This window comes from Vibrio sp. 10N.222.52.B7, assembly GCF_041474275.1.
In the GTDB taxonomy this organism is placed as follows: Bacteria; Pseudomonadota; Gammaproteobacteria; order Enterobacterales; family Vibrionaceae; genus Vibrio; species Vibrio crassostreae_C.
In genome coordinates this window covers 131,656-147,085 of the sequence record NZ_JBFRTU010000012.1, presented here as the reverse complement: position 1 = coordinate 147,085, position 15,430 = coordinate 131,656, and the positions used below count along the sequence as shown (strand labels likewise).

Here is a 15,430-nt window from a genome sequence, read left to right as displayed (position 1 = left end):
CCGCTAAAAAGCGGCTCTTTATGTTGAAATTATGTTAAAAAATCATAAGTTGTTGATATTTTGGTACAAAAGTTCGATATTCGTAACTAGCCACACCTCTCAAACACATTTCTGAGCAGGAATTACTGCTTTGCTCAATTTCATTTACCAGTTCTTGAGTTTGCTGATTCTTAATAAAAATACCTGGACGATGTCGATTGTGTCCACCACTCGCTTTGTGCAGATCGTTTAGAGAATACAAATTATCGAGTGTGCGAATGTCTTTAGAAAGGATTGTAAGATTAGCATGACGGCCTCCGTACGTGATTTTTATATCACCACACAAAGGTACTAATCTTCGGGTGATGAACTGAACAAGGTTAGTACTACCGCACTTACGAAACAGCGTGCCGAAGCCGCACATAAAAAAACCAGCAAAATGCTGGCGTCTATGCGCCGGAAGAATAAAGCGGGGTCTCAATCCCGACACTGGATTTTGCCAGTGCCGTTACAGGTCAACGATGTAGAAGATCGGTGTCAAACGTTTAATAACGTTGCATATCGTGTAGAATGCGCATGTAATTTTGATTGAGCGAAAAACATGGAAAACACAGACAGATACTCTACTACTGATACCACTAAAGAATTAGCTTTCTTGGCTATCGGCACTATCCTTATCGGGATTTTATTTAGTGTAATGATTGCGTACTTTATAATCAAACCATACACACAACACCAAGCTAAAAAACAAGATCTAGAAATACAAAATTTAAAGCTTCAGTTAGGTACATGCACCTCTAAGTCAAAAATAAATATTTCAACTCTCGAAACAAAATTTGATACGCAAGTATCTACTTTGTTGAACAATGCTCAAAATAAAATACTAATTCAACAACAACAAATAGATTTTTTATCATCGGAATTAAAGCGTGAACAACTGAAAAACCACGAAGAACGAGTAAGAGCCGATGAAATACTTATTCAAAACACACAATTAAAATCTGCTATCCTAAAACATAGAAAACTAGCTCATGAATAGAAGCTCTAAGGCCATATCACTGATTTGTGGTTCCATAAGTATCGCAGTTCTCAGTATTCTTACTTTATTATTATCCGGAAATATCTATTCATTCAATTCGACTGAATTTGGAAATTGGGCTATGTGGTTCGCTGCAATTATTGCATTAGCGGCTTTGCTACTAACAACCTTTCAATATTTATCAAACCAAAAAAAAGATGATAACTCTCAACGTTCATCTATCTCAATATTTATCGTCGGTATTTTGATTATTATTTTCCTTGGAATAAAAACAAACTCAACAAAAGATTCAAGTTTTCCAGAAGTAAATCCTAGCATGCTTACTAAGGATATTACAGATGCTCTAGCTAAACCATCTTTACCTATCTCAGGTGCTGCCATTACCATCGTAAATAAATTAGTTTTACCATCTAACGAATTAATTAAAACACAAGATAATCTTCTATCATCAGAAACAGTAAACGCTGGTGCAAGTGTGTTTGCTGCTCTCGGCACGGTTTTAACATTAGCGTTTTTAATTTTTCAAAATATAAAAAGCAATCGTAAAGACAAAGAAGATAAGCACTCTGAAATTGCCTATACAAAGTACGAGCATATTACACAAAGACTCATAGATAAAATTAACACATCCCTATCAGCTGAAAATGTGAATAATAGCTTGATTTTTAAAAGTATTAGAACCACATATGATAGTATATACATACTTCAGAATGAAATCACATCTGCACATCATAAAGCTGCAGCTCAAGTAGCTCATAACGAACTATCTGATACATTGTATGAATTTTGTCAGAGAATTACCTTCTTCGATTTATTCACTGCAAATATCCCCAAAAATAAGAAAATCAATTTCAAATGGCATAATAGCGTAGAGGGTTGTACGACTCAGTTATCTGCATGTTGGTACGAATTTGTTCGACCTCAAACCGATATTTTTAGAGCGATAAAACACGCCACTTATGGTTGCTCGCATTATAAAGTTGAATCTGATGTCATCTATAAAACACTCTCCATTCTTTTATCTAAGGAATGTCAACTAGATGACTATCATAATCTTAAAACAGAGATTGATTTAATAAAGTCAACATGCATTATTAATGAAGAGCGCTTATTTAGACTTGATGAAATCTCTCCAATATTATTTTCACATTTACTATTAGAAGGAAATTTGAAGGCTGCGGGAGATAAGCTATCTTTTAACACATTCAAAAAAAAACAATACTGGTTAGTTAGTGAAGGGGTTGTAAAACAGCAAAGCGGTAAGTATTTTGAAATACCTCACTTTAAACAAATCACATTCCAACCACGAGTTGTCAAATAACTTTATAACTACCAGCTGAACACCCCTTATCAACAACAACCATCGCATTTGCAGTTATTTCATCGACTACTGCATTTGCTATGGCTTCAGCCATCATGCCAGCCATTGCGAATTGACCATCGAGCACAAAGCCCTGGGCTTTCAATTCTGTTTCTATCTTTTGCTTTAATGATACTTTGCTTATTGCCATTGTTACTTCCCTGCATAAACTGTGGATGATACATCGACATGCGGTTTTCCCATGAAGGGGCAAATGCCTGTGCCAGTGCAAACGCCTTTTCCGCCATTGGACTTGATGGTGCCAGCGTCTTCGGTAATATTCTTAGCTTTTATGGTTCTATTGCCTTTGACGGTTTCGGTGTGGTTCCCATCAATTTCAGCGATTCGATTTTCTAGCTCTTTGATTTGTTGAGTTAGGCATTCAAGCTTGTCAGCTTGGTCTGTCTTACGTTCAAAGTTGCCTTTCTGGTCGACCAACTGATAAACGCCTTTGCGTTGTTGGTATCGGCTTTCACCTTCTTTGATACCTGGTAGCTTGAAACCAAGTGGCAGCACGCAACGAATAAAAGGCTTATCCGGTTGGCCAAACATAAAGCCGAGTTCAAACAATACTACCGATTTCCAGCAACTCTAGTAGCACAACAATCGTAGCTTTTGTCCCTAGACAAAAAAAAGAGCCGCTAAAAAGCGGCTCTTGATCTTCAAACTATTCGAACTCGTTCAGATTACTCTTTACCGAATACGTTGTTCTCTTGCTCTTGTACACGGATGAAAGTCGTACGCTTAGTTAGCTCTTTAAGCTTTGCTGCGCCTACGTATGTACAAGTTGAACGTACACCACCAAGGATGTCAGAAATTGTATTGTGAACAGAACCACGGTATGGAAGTAAAACAGTTTTACCTTCCGCAGCACGGTACTTAGCAACACCACCTGAGTGCTTGTCCATAGCCGACTGTGAAGACATGCCGTAGAACTTCATGTATTGCTTACCGTCTTGCTCTACTACTTCACCGCCTGACTCAGAGTGACCTGCTAGCATGCCGCCTAGCATTACGAAGTCAGCACCGCCGCCGAACGCTTTAGATACGTCACCCGCACATGAACAGCCACCGTCACCGATGATCATGCCGCCAAGGCCGTGTGCTGCATCGCCACACTCGATGATTGCAGAAAGTTGAGGGTAACCTACGCCTGTTTTAACACGTGTAGTACAAACAGAACCAGGGCCGATACCAACCTTAACGATGTCTGCGCCAGCTAGGATTAGCTCTTCAACCATGTCACCCGTTACAACGTTACCAGCAGAGATAACTTTAGTCGGGAATTCAGCACGTACTTTTTGTACATACTCAACTAGGTGCTCTGAGTAGCCGTTAGCGATATCAATACAGATAAATACGAATTCGTCGCTAAGCGCCATGATTTGCTTAGTTTTCTCAAACTCAGCTTCAGAAGTACCTGTTGAAACAAATACGTTGTTCAGCGTTTTCTTGTCTGCTGTTTTTGCGAACTCAGCCCACTGATCTACTGTGTAGTGCTTGTGTACTGCAGTCATAACACCGTGCTCTGCTAGAGCAGCTGCCATTTCAAAGCTTGCTACCGAATCCATGTTCGCTGCAATTACTGGAGTACCAGACCATTGACGACCGCTATGCTTGAATGTAAAATCGCGGGTTAATTCAACTTGAGAACGGCTTTTAAGGGTAGAACGCTTCGGACGGAAGAGTACATCTTTGAAACCTAACTTAAGTTCTTGTTCGATACGCATGATAATTTGTCCTGTAATCATATTACGTGTCGTGCGTTTTCGGTAAGCGTTGGCAGACGCTTTACTGAGTTTCGGACACAAAAAAACCGGAGCGTTGGCAGACGCTCCGGTTTTCAGCATTATAGGCTGTGATTTACTAACAGCAAGTCTGATATTTCATTTTTTTTTGTGCTATCCTCTCAAAGATTCCATATCTGGTAAAAGCTTCCTGCCCGTCATTTCCTACTAAATTCATAGTAATTAATAACTTAACAACATATTCACGCAAACGCTGTCGGTTTATTGCGCAAACGTTTCCCTTGCAAATTCGGCGAAAAAATCTTCGATAAGGCAAATTTGTGAAAAAAGTGCCCTTTAATCACATAAAAATCACACTTTTCTTGAATCAAAAAACGCGTTTTTTCTTAAATAATTTCATTTTTTTCTGACTTTTTTCGCTTCGAGTGCCGATCTCAGCCCTCTTTCATTAGCCCTGAAATTTATAAAGTACAAAGGCAAGATCGATTAGCACGTTCGAAACTTGGATGAGCGGGGTAAAGTCCACAAAATATGGCAGGTTAGATGCGCTTATTTATGAGAACCCAGCGGATACAAGCCGCTGTTGATAGAGCCTAACAACAACTCGACTAAAGTTAACGAACACGGAACGCCTTTCTTTAGTTCGAACTCATTACTACAGGATCAGATACAAAAATGGCCAAGGGGATTAACCTTGGCCATTTTTATTTGGTTTTCAGAGTGCTCTTATAAGGCGATTCAATTTTCACCTTAAGGTACGTCAAGCCTTTTTCTGAGACATCAGAGCTTCAGCAGTCGCATCTTGAATCGACAAGAACAAGGATGTCACTTGCCCAGTTGGAGAACGCATCGGGTTAAGCGTGACGTTCTGATACATAAAGTCGGCTTGCTGAGTTACTGGCCTCACGTTTCGGCACTTAAACAGATAAGGCCTTTGTTGCCACGTTATGAAGCTACGGCAGCCTAGGTCATAAACCGGTTTTGTTTTAAGCCTAAACCACTCTTCAGGAATTTCAGGGAATAACTCAAAGATCGACTTACCGATCGCATCATGCGATTGCTTACCGCTATGGTGCGTCATGAAGCCATTCCAAACTTGTACCTGAAAGTCACGGTTAATGACCACCAGCCCCATATCGACGTTTTGAACCATGTCTACCATCCAGTGGAACTGTTCAAATTCAGCAGGAAGATTCAACATATTAAAACTCCTCCATTAGGTAGGCCAATTTGTTATCTAGAAGAGGCAGAGACTCATCAACAAACATAAATAGAAGGTCACAACGGATGGACGTGCCGTCGATGTTGTAGCTGACTTCGAACGTCATGGTCTTTTTAAATGAGCCGCTGGTATTTTCAATCACCGAATCAATCGAGATGTGTTGACCTAGCAGCACAGGAGAGCTCTGGAAGAAACGAACTTCTGATTGCTCCCCTAACCCATTCAAGAAAGAGCCGACTAAGATGTTCGATACATCCATCAACAACTCTAATTCTTCTAGCTGCTCGCTTTCTGTTGGCACCTTCATGAGCTTCTTAAGATCGCTCACACTGGAATCACTCAACAAGACTAATGCTTCACCTGCAATGCCTTCTCCACTAAAGCCTTGGCAAACACCCGACACTTGGTCATTGTCAGCCAAGTCACGAAGTGCCATGTGCAATTCGCTCACTTCGAAGATGTTCACGTTCGGTAATGGTAAGTGAACGAATACATTAAAATGGCGCGCCAATGCATCGGCTGCACGGCCTATCGCAACGTTCGCAACTTCCATATAGATGTCACGTCGGCGCAGAATCGGTAGCTCTAGCGGTGCTGGCGTAATAAGTTGAGGCTGTTTTGGTGGCTCAACATGCTCACGTAGAATCGCTTTTAACGCTTCTTTATCAATCGGCTTTTTCAAAAACGCTTTAGCACCAAGGTCCATGACCTTCTGCTGCGCTTTTGGTTGGATATCACCAGAAACAACCACAACGGGTGTAGTGTCACCTAAACGTTGCATCTCTTCCAATGTGCCATAGCCATCTAATTCCGGCATGGTGAGATCAAGGAACATCAGTTTAAACTGGTTTTTAGCGAGCTCTTCAAGTGCGTTAAGCCCATGAACAGCAAAAGTTATATCGGCATTTAGAGAACTAGGCAGTGATCGAGCCATCTGCTTCCTTGCTAACGCAGAATCATCACATATAAGAACTGGGAACGACATAAATGCACCACTGACAAATTAAAGCTAATTCGACCGAGTGTAACAGAACATTATGGTATCAGGTACGGGGTGAATGGATTTATGTGCAGATTATTAGTAAGAATGATGAAACAGGTGGGTAAGCTATTATTTCGCATTATTCTTCATGAAAAACAATATGCTACAAAGGTAATAGCCAATCCTTGCTGTTGAGTAATAGCACTATTATATTTAACAGCAGCCTTAACAAGCGGGTTTATTAAGGCTCGACTGACTCATTCATTGAACGGCTTTATGTAGCCATGATAGAGAGCTATCCAACAAAGCTAATGCAAGAGAACTAGAACTGATATGAAGGCCATAAAATCAGTAATGCGAAACGTATGATCACAGCAAATACCAACAACGCGATCCCCAGGCGATACCATTTGTATTCGGCGATGTTCATTGGGATACGCTTGTAGAACATCGTAATCACGCCTTTCCAATCGCTACTGCGTCTTCCGTACTGCATCATGCTCGTCAAAACAAACAGTGCGCCAAGCACTAACATTCCTTTTTCAGCCCAGAACAATCCAACTTCCATTTGTGTATTCCTTGATAAAACGGTGAGCAACTCAAATCATTCTAGTCACCTTTTAGCTCGGTTTCTGTAAGACCAAGGTCTAAATTACGAAGTACGCAATTTAGGGCTTATAGGTCATTGTTGCTAATTGATAGTTCTCGGTCAGCAATACAACGTTTATCGTTCAAGGTTCCATGGTAAAGGCGAGCATCACAAGCAAATCACGTATAAGCATGATTCGACAAATCTGGAGATTGGTTGTTCTTTTGAATGACACGCATCAATTGGATAAGCAGCAGAATACCTGTCACGCCTAAGCCAACACCGATTCCGCCCCAAATCCCTGCCAATTCGAACTTAGGCATCAAATACCAAGCCGCAGGCAAGCCAAATACCCAGTAACCGATGGCAGTCATCACGGTTGGCATAGAGACAATCTTCATGCCTCTTAGCAGGTTAATCGCCAGTAGCTGCCAAGCATCAACAATAAAGCACAAAGCAACGACCCAAATCACAGAAGCCAGTAGTGAAGTCATTGCACCCGTGCCATCGTCTAACTTGAAGATAGAAGCGATCATCTCAGGCCATATAATGAACACGGCCGACAACGCCACACTCAACACCGACACCAATATAAAGCTTTGAATCGAGGTTCTTTTGATGCCTTCGTAGTTGCCCGCGCCATAATCACGGCCTACTAAAATTGCGGCAGCTTGCGAGAAACCGAAGTTGAAGTTCCAAGTAAAGCTTAAACATTGCAGCAAGATTTGGTGCAAGGCTAACGAAGCAATACCGATCGTGCCCGCCATCAAGGTGCCACCGTAAATCAAGCCATGCTCAAGTAAAGCAGCCAAGCCGATAGGTAGACCCATCAACAACAATGGGCTCATCAACTTGATTGAATACTCTTCTGTATTTAGCCAAGGGGCGAACTGCTTAAACTCGTCACGCTTAAATACCCAAACCGTATATCCAACCATCACGATAAATGCCGCGATAGCCGTACCAAGCCCTAAACCTGTTAAGCCCATGTCTAATTGGAAGGTGAGAAAGTAGCTCACTGGCACATTCAGAATTACGGTGATAATCGACATCACAAGAATGGAGCGCACGTTGCCAAACGCACTGGTTAAGCCACGAAGTACCAACAAGATAAGCGAAGGCAACATTACCCACTTCAAAGCATGGACATATTCCATGGCTAAAGTGATCACTTCTGGTGGCTGTTTGGCTGCTTCTAATACCAACGGAGCAAACCAGAAGCTGGCCATTAAGGTCACGCTGAGCACGAATGCCAACATGGTTGCGCCTTTCACCGCCAATCTAATTTGAGTATTACCAAACTCAGGGCGAGCTACTCGCTGACCATAAGCGATCGCAATCAAATTCGCGACACAACCCACGGTGCTGCTCGCAATAATGAAGATGAAAAAGTAGATTGAGGCACCTAAGCCACCAGCCGCAAGGGCTGACACACTGATACGCGACATCATCCAAACATCAGTAAGGACTAAAGCCATAGAGATCAGCTGTGAAATGATCAAAGGGAATGCAAGAGTGAGTATTTTTTTCATGAGCGCCTCAGTTAATTTCGCCCAAAATACGATCGATGAGGCTGGCGTTCAATTGATAAATTTGCGACTCTAACATTCCATAAACTCATGCGAACGAATTATGACCCCATATCCTAGCTTGCCATCATCACATAATGGCTTAAAAGCCTTTGAAGCTGCCGCAAGGCTGATGAGCTTTACTCTGGCTGCCGAAGAGCTGCATGTGACACAAAGTGCGATCAGCCGACAGATCAAACAGCTTGAAGATGAGTTAAACGCATCACTGGTTATTCGTAAGCATCGAGCCATAGAATTAACGGTACAAGGTCATGATTTGTATGTGGCTTTGCGAGAAAGCTACGGTAATATCGAAGCTGTTATCGCCTCTTGGAGTGAGCCCAAGCAGAAGCGTATCGTGATCAAAGCGACTCTGAGTTTCGCGACGCGAGTATTGATCTCCAAAGTTCGGGAATTAAACGAGCGTTATCAAGATCATGAGATAGTCATTGTTCCTGTGATTGAGGAAGACGAATCGATTAATAGTAGTGAGTATGATCTACTGATCTTCCACACGCGTTTCAAAAAACGCTATGACAAGGCACCTGACATTACCTTCTTGCGTGAAGAGTTCATGGCGCCGGTTTGCTCTACTAGTTTAACCACCAAAGACACCGACCTTGATTCAATCTTAACCTTGCCAAGGCTGCATCCAACCTTAGATCATCACGACTGGAAAGTGTGGCTGGCCGATGTTGAATTCCCACCAAAGAAACCTGTCAGAAATACCAGCTTCTTGTCTTTAGATATGGCGCTCAGTGCCTGTCTATCCGGTGAAGGGGTTACGGTCACGGATCTGTTGTTAGTTCAACAAGATCTCCAACGAGGCTTCTTGTACTGCCCTAGAAATGCAAAAATCCAACACAGTGCTTGGACTTACTTCATGCACCAGCGTAGTCACACGCCTATCATCAACGACCTTATTGAATGGCTTAGAGAAGAGACAACAAAAGAGATCGAGTTGCTGAAAGTACTCGCACAGCAATATCAATGGTTTGGTGTAATAGAACAGGACAAAGACTTTGGTCGGCTCTTCTAAACTAAGTTATGATTCCTGTTCCCTCAACCGATTGATATTTTTATGTCTTCTTTCTCTTTTTCACAAATCCCTGTTGGGGTTCGATTCATGATCCTCTCCGCTTTTGGATTCGCACTGATGTCAGCTTGTGTGAAATACATCAGCAATTATGGCATTCCTGTATTCGAAATCGTTGCAGCAAGAGCGTTGGTGTCTTTGATCATCAGCTACATCGACGTAAAACGAAAAGGCATTTCGATCTGGGGTAATAACAAACCTTTGTTGTTTGTTCGTGGCGCAGTAGGTACTGCAGCACTGATGTGTGTTTACTACGCTGTAACCACTCTTCCGTTAGCAGAAGCGACCATTCTACAATACGTACATCCGGTCTTTACCGCGTTGCTCGGTGTGTTGTTCCTGAAAGAACGCGTCCAGAAATCGACCATGATCTGCATTGCATTCTGCCTAGCGGGATTATTGGTGATGGTTCAACCAAGCATGAACAGCGGCGCGAGCAGCGAGTTACCGCTATTCAGCATTATGGTGGCGTTATGTGGTGCGTTTGGTAGCTCAATTGCTTATGTGATTGTGAGAAAGCTGAGCCAGACGGAAGACAGCTCTGTCATCATCTTCTACTTCCCACTGGTTGCTCTGCCAATATCGACAGTCCTTATTTGGAACGACTTTGTATGGCCAAGTCTATTCTTAACCGTGATGCTCGTGTTAGTCGGTATTTTCACTCAGATAGGCCAATACGGTTTGACCAAAGCGATGCAAACCCAAGCAGCAGGCAAGGCTTCAGCTTACTCTTACGTTCAGATCGTATTCTCAGCACTGTTAGGCGTGTGGATCTTCAATGAGATTCCATCAATTTGGACTTATCTAGGCGGTGGCCTGATTGTGACTGGCGCGCTGATTAATGTGTTTGGCAAACAACTGTTGGTGCCTTTTAAGGCTAAATAAACAACCCAACAACTGAGCTAAACATCAGCTAAATAATCAGCTATTGCATAGACCTAAAAAGGGCATTGCGGATTATTCCACAATGCCCTTTTCTATAAATGCTCTCTAGCGCGCTTTCATTCAGCTAACCAACTTTAACAAAGCGGCGTATTACGTAACTAACTCGTGGCATTTCGTAACTTAGGATCATCACTCAAATACTCAACAAACTCGATCTCAAAGCCTGCAGGATCCACAAAGTAGACATTTTTTCGATAAGGTTCTTCGGCACCGGGTTTGGCAATTGGAAAGCCCGCATCAACAAGGCGTTGAGTGACACTTTCGATATTATTGGTCACATAAGCGAAGTGTGCGAGACCAACAGAATGCCCAGCCAAATCTCTATTTTCACCTTCACCGTGATCACTTATTGCTATGTATTGGTACTCGTCGCCAAAATGCAGCCAGTTACGTGGCTTACCTGACCACTCCCCTTTTCCCTCATCACGGACATACCAATGAGGGAACGCCGCTTTATAGAAAGCCAGCATTTCTGGGATATCTTTTACCACTAAATTCACATGTTCAAGTTGGATCATTCTTCTCTCCTTAAAGTATTCTCGTAAGCAACGTTGCATATCCTAATACCTCAAGTTAAGTTGAGGTAAAGCACTAATTTGCATTTATTTCGAGAACGTTTTTAGAGCCCAAATTGTCGTATTTTGAAGCGATACAAACCCTAAGTTTAGACGACCTTCCCTGATGTGGTTTATTTGGAATCCAGAATGACTGAGAGACAAGCCGCTATGGTTTAGGCGGAGTAACCTCAACTTCTAAAGCGGCTCGGTCTCTCCACTTGAAAACCTTCTTCCATTTAATCGGCATCATTGGAATAACGATGAGACTAATGCCCACCAGCGTCAGGATGTCTGGAATCTCATCGAACCACATAACACCAAACAATGTTACGAACACCAACCCAGAATATTCGGCGAGCGCAATCTGGTTGGCCGGTGCTTTTTTGTAAGCCACCACCACAAGCGCATGGTATCCAAGTACGAACAAGTTGATTGCCATGATCCAACCAACATGACGCCATTCGAGCGCAGACCAAGTTGGCAGCGCTAATGCCAGTGCAAGTGGCAGAGTCATAATGCTGGTCCAGAACAGAGTTGAGATGATGTGTTGCTCTGCATTCAAGCGTTTAATCAAGATATTACCCACGCCCATCGCAAGCGCACTGCCTAGCCCAGCAATCGCCGCCCAATGAAATTGTTCAGGGCGTAACACGATTAATACGCCCACAAAACCAATCAGGGTCGCGATCACTTTTGAAGATGTCGGCCTTTCTTTCAACAGCACGATCGACAAAGGCAGCATAAGGATTGGTCCAACGTAGAACATCGCGTTTGCTGTCGCCAAAGTAAGGTGTGTAATGGCGATCATCGCGCAGCCACTCCCCACTAAGATAAATTGAGCCCTTAAGAAGTTGATTCGGCAACCGCCTTTCATACGCGTCTCTCTCGGTAACTTTAACCAAAATGGAAGCAACAAGATCACGCTCAATAGCTGACGGATAAACACGTACTGGAACGTAGGGACTTCGCCATTCAGTATCTTCAATGATACGTCTGAAAAAGACGCAAGTAGGTTTGCGAGCACCAAAAGCAAAATGGCGTGGTTAACAGCTTTATTCATACAGAAGTAAGATTACACATTTGTCATACAATTATGGGCGCACATCATACATGAGAATTTGAAATGTGTAATAGCAAAATTAATAAGGCTCAGACTAATGCAATTTTGAATTAAACCTCGATGAACAAATCACAGCTATTCGTTCAATATTTAGCCGCATTAATATTCTCTTATTGACTGATACATCAAGTTACAAATCGCTTTCATATTAACCAAGAACACTGATCTGGGTTAATAAATTGGCTTCACAATAACCTTACTTTTAATGTGGTCAGATAATTACAAAAAAGGAAGTTAAAGTGAAAAAATTATTAGCACTTGGTATCGCAGCGGTAATCTCGGCTCCAGCAGTAGCCGACCACAACACAATCAATGGTATGGATTTTGGTCCACTCGCAAAGTTAGTCGGCACATGGAAATCAGTCGAAACTGGCGGCGTTGATATTTCTCCAGGCCAAGAAGGCACAGAAGTGGGTGCAGGTGGTCCCGCGGTTACACCATTCTATGAAGTAATGACGTTTGAGGTTGCGGCAGATGCAACCAATGCCAGCGATCAATATCTGGTTGCTCTGTACTACAAACAAGAAGTATTCAGAAAGGCCGACGACTCTAAGTTCCACGATCAACGTGGCTACTTCATCTACGACCAAAAAAATCAGGTCGTCTACAACTCTTACTGCGTACCACGCACCACATGTGTCACCGCAGAAGGCCCTGCTGGCGATACAATGACGTTAGTTGCGTCTAAGCGTGGCATCGCTGAGTCCGAATACATGACGGACAACGCAACCACCACGGGCTTCACGATGAACATTAGCATTTCAGACGATACGCTGACGTACTCTCAAACAACAGGCTTAGAGATCTACGACAACGCATTTGCTCATACAGATTCAAGCACTCTAATTAAAGTGAAGTAGATTCAAATACAAACGCCTTTCACAGCGAAGTGAAAGGCGTTTTTCTGTTGTACTTGTAACAACAAACAAGTTTAACTAGATTGTGTATCAACCTTGGCGTAACGGTTGGCTAGCACTGCACAGTAAAAGATCTGAATCGGGTGATAAAGCATGATTGGTAGTAATATCATCCCTAGATTAGGGTTGTGAGCAAAGATCACCTTAGCCATAGGAATACCTGCCGCTAAGGTCTTCTTAGTACCACAGAATACTGCCGCGACTTCATCTTGATGATTGAATCCAACCTTTCGGGCACTCCATTGAATGCCGTGTACCATCACCATCAATACCACTAAACAAATCACCGCTGACAGCAACAACAGCATTGGTGAAAAGTCGCTCCAAATACCGTGTTCAATAGAGTCACAGAAAGCACTGTAGACGATCAGAAGTATCACGTATTTATCTAACTTATTGACCACTGACTTGTGTTTCTGAGTCCGTTCAAAAAGTAACGGGCGCATCAACTGGCCGACAATCATTGGCAATAGCAGCATTTTAGATATAGAGATCACCGATTCCATCAGGTTTAGCTCTGCACCTTCCAACCCCATAAAGAGCTGGATCAGTAGAGGCGTAATGAACACGCCTAAAATACTAGAAAGTGATGCATTGAATATCGCACCCGGTAGGTTTCCTTTTCCAATCACCGTCATCGCGACCGAAGACGAAATCGTACTCGGTAATACGAAGAGGTAACAGAAACCAAAGGCCAGAGCTGCTGGCATATAAGCGACAAAGCCTTGCCCGAATATCACCCAAAGCAGTGGGTAAACTAAGAATGTCGCGCTTTGTACAAAAACATGCAGCTTCCAATTCGAAAGCCCCTCAAGAATGGCTTTGGGAGACAAACCCAAACCGTGTAAGAAAAACACCAAAGCGATGCCGAGAACAGTCACCGTATCGAGATGAAGTACCCCACCCGATTTGCCCCAATCCGGCGTAAAAACAGCAACGACCATAGCCACCACCATCCCTACAAGAAACCATTCCTTTTTCAGTTTTTCTATCATGTTGACACGCACTTTCTGTAGATTCCATTTCAGCCAATAACAAGGCTCCGATGCTATTTATCCTATCGACTCTAATTTTAATTAACCACCATAAACGCAAATTAAGCTCGTCTTTATCTTGAGGGTTAACGTTGTTATTCGAGTTTGTTACGCACGCTTCGCTCTGGATTGAACAGATGTATGGAATGATGATGAAATATTAGAAAACAGCGGTTTATCGAGAAGGTAAGACCCTTTCAGTGATCGGGGCACAGAGGTAAGCCGTAAGGATATGAAAGAAAGACGTAGGCAATCTAAACACCAAAGATCAGCCTATTCTCAAAGATGACGCAGCGGGAGTAACACATGGACAACAGAATCACCATTATTGAATTTCTCAGAGTATTTGAGTTTATTCGCTCTTCCGGTGAGCAACGGGACAACAAATATCTAGTTGGCGAAATGACGGCTTGGCATGATTACGACGGTTACACCTGTTGGCTAAGCTATAAAGACGTCACGGTGACGCTGATGTTTCACGGTTCGCTAAAAATTGAGTACGGCAACGCTTCAAATTACTCTGAATTTATTGAGCATTGTATGGGTATGCTTGCCACTGAACCTTCTCCATAAAACGCGAACAGACTAACGGCTAACGGAGACAATCATGAACGAAACGGCTTCATTGCTTAAGCGAAGACACCCTTTGTGGCTAGTACTCAGCCTCTCCTTTTTATGGTCTCAAGTATCTGTAGCAGGCATAGGTATGATTGATTTTATACAACCGAACGAACACAAGAATTGGACAGCGACCAACGACGATGTAATGGGTGGCATCTCTACAGGCGAGCTCATTTATCTTGATGATATGAGTCGATTTAGGGGCGAGCTATCGTTAGAAAATAATGGTGGTTTCAGTTCTGTAAAGCGCTCCATTGAATCACCTGCCCATGAAATAGACAGTGCAGAGCTAGTATTCGTTGGTGATGGTCGCACTTACCAACTGAGGTTCACAACATCGAAGGACGGCAATCGAATTCAATACAAACACGATTTCGATACGATAAAGGGAGAACAGTTTAGCAAGGTGTTCCACTTCAATGATTTTCAAGCGGTGTTCAGAGGTCGGCTACTGAGCGATGCGCCGGAACTTAAGTCACGAGACATCAAACAAATCGGTTTTTTGATTGCGGACAAAGAGCCCTCGCCTTTTGAGCTAGACCTAATACAGCTTCACTTCAGAACATCGAAACCTATCACATCACCAGAAGCTGACTAAACTGACTAAACTGAAAACAAACAAAAGCCCCTGAAACCTTTTGACTAGCAATCAG

General features: G+C 42.7%; 16 protein-coding genes and 2 pseudogenes. 7 read left to right on the top strand and 11 right to left on the bottom strand.

Features of this window, described 5'->3' with window-relative positions; genetic code table 11:
* Nucleotides 1-115: 115 nt before the first annotated feature.
* A pseudogene (locus AB4512_RS05645) lies at nucleotides 116-403 on the bottom strand (KilA-N domain-containing protein); the annotation flags it as partial.
* Between the two features lie 177 nt (nucleotides 404-580).
* Between AB4512_RS05645 and AB4512_RS05640 the strand changes: the two are divergent.
* Together AB4512_RS05640 and AB4512_RS05635 are read left to right on the top strand one after the other, a co-directional pair.
* On the top strand, nucleotides 581-1,018 hold the full coding sequence (locus tag AB4512_RS05640) for a hypothetical protein (protein ID WP_372074277.1): 438 nt from the start codon (nucleotides 581-583) through the stop codon (nucleotides 1,016-1,018).
* Between the two features lie 121 nt (nucleotides 1,019-1,139).
* Nucleotides 1,140-2,339 carry a hypothetical protein gene (locus tag AB4512_RS05635; protein WP_372074275.1) on the top strand — a complete coding sequence of 400 codons (1,200 nt, stop codon included), beginning with the start codon at nucleotides 1,140-1,142 and terminating at the stop codon, nucleotides 2,337-2,339.
* Here AB4512_RS05635 and AB4512_RS05630 read toward each other — a convergent pair.
* From AB4512_RS05630 to AB4512_RS05600, 7 genes and pseudogenes are all read right to left on the bottom strand, one after another.
* Nucleotides 2,332-2,529, bottom strand: a complete 198-nt coding sequence (locus AB4512_RS05630) for a hypothetical protein (protein WP_372074273.1) — start codon at nucleotides 2,527-2,529, stop codon at nucleotides 2,332-2,334. The two genes, AB4512_RS05635 and AB4512_RS05630, sit on opposite strands and share 8 nt — an antisense overlap.
* Nucleotides 2,530-2,531: 2 nt before the next feature.
* A pseudogene (locus tag AB4512_RS05625) lies at nucleotides 2,532-2,948 on the bottom strand (hypothetical protein); the annotation flags it as partial.
* Nucleotides 2,949-3,064: 116 nt separating this feature from the next.
* Complete coding sequence (locus AB4512_RS05620) at nucleotides 3,065-4,108, bottom strand: GMP reductase (protein ID WP_372174599.1); 1,044 nt, start codon at nucleotides 4,106-4,108, stop codon at nucleotides 3,065-3,067.
* A gap of 778 nt (nucleotides 4,109-4,886) precedes the next feature.
* On the bottom strand, nucleotides 4,887-5,327 hold the full coding sequence (locus AB4512_RS05615) for a PAS domain-containing protein (protein ID WP_017062430.1): 441 nt from the start codon (nucleotides 5,325-5,327) through the stop codon (nucleotides 4,887-4,889).
* Between the two features lies 1 nt (nucleotide 5,328).
* Nucleotides 5,329-6,333 (bottom strand): response regulator, encoded by a 1,005-nt coding sequence (locus AB4512_RS05610; RefSeq protein ID WP_029235568.1) that lies wholly within the window; start codon nucleotides 6,331-6,333, stop codon nucleotides 5,329-5,331.
* 319 nt (nucleotides 6,334-6,652) lie between these two features.
* Nucleotides 6,653-6,898, bottom strand: coding sequence for a hypothetical protein (locus AB4512_RS05605; RefSeq protein ID WP_010430578.1), 246 nt, complete (start codon nucleotides 6,896-6,898; stop codon nucleotides 6,653-6,655).
* 200 nt (nucleotides 6,899-7,098) lie between these two features.
* A complete protein-coding gene (locus tag AB4512_RS05600) occupies nucleotides 7,099-8,451 on the bottom strand; it encodes an MATE family efflux transporter (RefSeq protein ID WP_372055987.1) in 1,353 nt (450 codons plus the stop codon).
* Nucleotides 8,452-8,551: 100 nt separating this feature from the next.
* On the opposite strand from AB4512_RS05600, the gene AB4512_RS05595 reads away from it, so the two are divergent.
* Nucleotides 8,552-9,526, top strand: a complete 975-nt coding sequence (locus AB4512_RS05595; RefSeq protein WP_017068435.1) for a LysR family transcriptional regulator — start codon at nucleotides 8,552-8,554, stop codon at nucleotides 9,524-9,526.
* Between the two features lie 42 nt (nucleotides 9,527-9,568).
* The gene (locus AB4512_RS05590; protein ID WP_372138358.1) at nucleotides 9,569-10,468 is read left to right on the top strand and encodes a DMT family transporter; all 900 of its coding nucleotides are present in this window, start codon (nucleotides 9,569-9,571) and stop codon (nucleotides 10,466-10,468) included.
* Between the two features lie 158 nt (nucleotides 10,469-10,626).
* On the opposite strand, the gene AB4512_RS05585 is transcribed toward AB4512_RS05590, so the two are convergent.
* Both AB4512_RS05585 and AB4512_RS05580 read right to left on the bottom strand, forming a co-directional pair.
* Entirely contained in the window at nucleotides 10,627-11,046 is a 420-nt protein-coding gene (locus tag AB4512_RS05585) for a VOC family protein (protein WP_017072063.1), read from the bottom strand.
* A 205-nt stretch (nucleotides 11,047-11,251) separates the two neighbouring features.
* Complete coding sequence (locus AB4512_RS05580; RefSeq protein ID WP_017065985.1) at nucleotides 11,252-12,145, bottom strand: DMT family transporter; 894 nt, start codon at nucleotides 12,143-12,145, stop codon at nucleotides 11,252-11,254.
* 299 nt (nucleotides 12,146-12,444) lie between these two features.
* On the opposite strand from AB4512_RS05580, the gene AB4512_RS05575 reads away from it, so the two are divergent.
* Nucleotides 12,445-13,065, top strand: a complete 621-nt coding sequence (locus AB4512_RS05575; RefSeq protein WP_017062436.1) for a heme-binding beta-barrel domain-containing protein — start codon at nucleotides 12,445-12,447, stop codon at nucleotides 13,063-13,065.
* A gap of 71 nt (nucleotides 13,066-13,136) precedes the next feature.
* Here AB4512_RS05575 and AB4512_RS05570 read toward each other — a convergent pair whose 3' ends face one another.
* Entirely contained in the window at nucleotides 13,137-14,117 is a 981-nt protein-coding gene (locus AB4512_RS05570; RefSeq protein WP_372074265.1) for a bile acid:sodium symporter family protein, read from the bottom strand.
* 345 nt (nucleotides 14,118-14,462) lie between these two features.
* Between AB4512_RS05570 and AB4512_RS05565 the strand changes: the two genes are divergently transcribed.
* A complete protein-coding gene (locus AB4512_RS05565; RefSeq protein WP_372074263.1) occupies nucleotides 14,463-14,729 on the top strand; it encodes a DUF3081 domain-containing protein in 267 nt (88 codons plus the stop codon).
* A 34-nt stretch (nucleotides 14,730-14,763) separates the two neighbouring features.
* The gene (locus AB4512_RS05560; RefSeq protein WP_136978314.1) at nucleotides 14,764-15,375 is read left to right on the top strand and encodes a CIA30 family protein; all 612 of its coding nucleotides are present in this window, start codon (nucleotides 14,764-14,766) and stop codon (nucleotides 15,373-15,375) included.
* The last annotated feature ends 55 nt before the right edge of the window (nucleotides 15,376-15,430 follow it).

Bases quoted from the DNA above. Each gene is read 5' to 3' on its own strand.
- AB4512_RS05635 (WP_372074275.1), top strand. From the start codon at position 1,140: ATGTGGTTCGCTGCAATTATTGCATTAGCGGCTTTGCTACTAACAACC.
- AB4512_RS05570 (WP_372074265.1), bottom strand. From the start codon at position 14,117: ATGATAGAAAAACTGAAAAAGGAATGGTTTCTTGTAGGGATGGTGGTG.
- AB4512_RS05560 (WP_136978314.1), top strand. From the start codon at position 14,764: ATGAACGAAACGGCTTCATTGCTTAAGCGAAGACACCCTTTGTGGCTA.
- AB4512_RS05565 (WP_372074263.1), top strand. From the start codon at position 14,463: ATGGACAACAGAATCACCATTATTGAATTTCTCAGAGTATTTGAGTTT.
- AB4512_RS05600 (WP_372055987.1), bottom strand. From the start codon at position 8,451: ATGAAAAAAATACTCACTCTTGCATTCCCTTTGATCATTTCACAGCTG.
- AB4512_RS05605 (WP_010430578.1), bottom strand. From the start codon at position 6,898: ATGGAAGTTGGATTGTTCTGGGCTGAAAAAGGAATGTTAGTGCTTGGC.
- AB4512_RS05585 (WP_017072063.1), bottom strand. From the start codon at position 11,046: ATGATCCAACTTGAACATGTGAATTTAGTGGTAAAAGATATCCCAGAA.
- AB4512_RS05580 (WP_017065985.1), bottom strand. From the start codon at position 12,145: ATGAATAAAGCTGTTAACCACGCCATTTTGCTTTTGGTGCTCGCAAAC.
- AB4512_RS05595 (WP_017068435.1), top strand. From the start codon at position 8,552: ATGACCCCATATCCTAGCTTGCCATCATCACATAATGGCTTAAAAGCC.
- AB4512_RS05615 (WP_017062430.1), bottom strand. From the start codon at position 5,327: ATGTTGAATCTTCCTGCTGAATTTGAACAGTTCCACTGGATGGTAGAC.
- AB4512_RS05640 (WP_372074277.1), top strand. From the start codon at position 581: ATGGAAAACACAGACAGATACTCTACTACTGATACCACTAAAGAATTA.
- AB4512_RS05630 (WP_372074273.1), bottom strand. From the start codon at position 2,529: ATGGCAATAAGCAAAGTATCATTAAAGCAAAAGATAGAAACAGAATTG.
- AB4512_RS05610 (WP_029235568.1), bottom strand. From the start codon at position 6,333: ATGTCGTTCCCAGTTCTTATATGTGATGATTCTGCGTTAGCAAGGAAG.
- AB4512_RS05590 (WP_372138358.1), top strand. From the start codon at position 9,569: ATGTCTTCTTTCTCTTTTTCACAAATCCCTGTTGGGGTTCGATTCATG.
- AB4512_RS05620 (WP_372174599.1), bottom strand. From the start codon at position 4,108: ATGCGTATCGAACAAGAACTTAAGTTAGGTTTCAAAGATGTACTCTTC.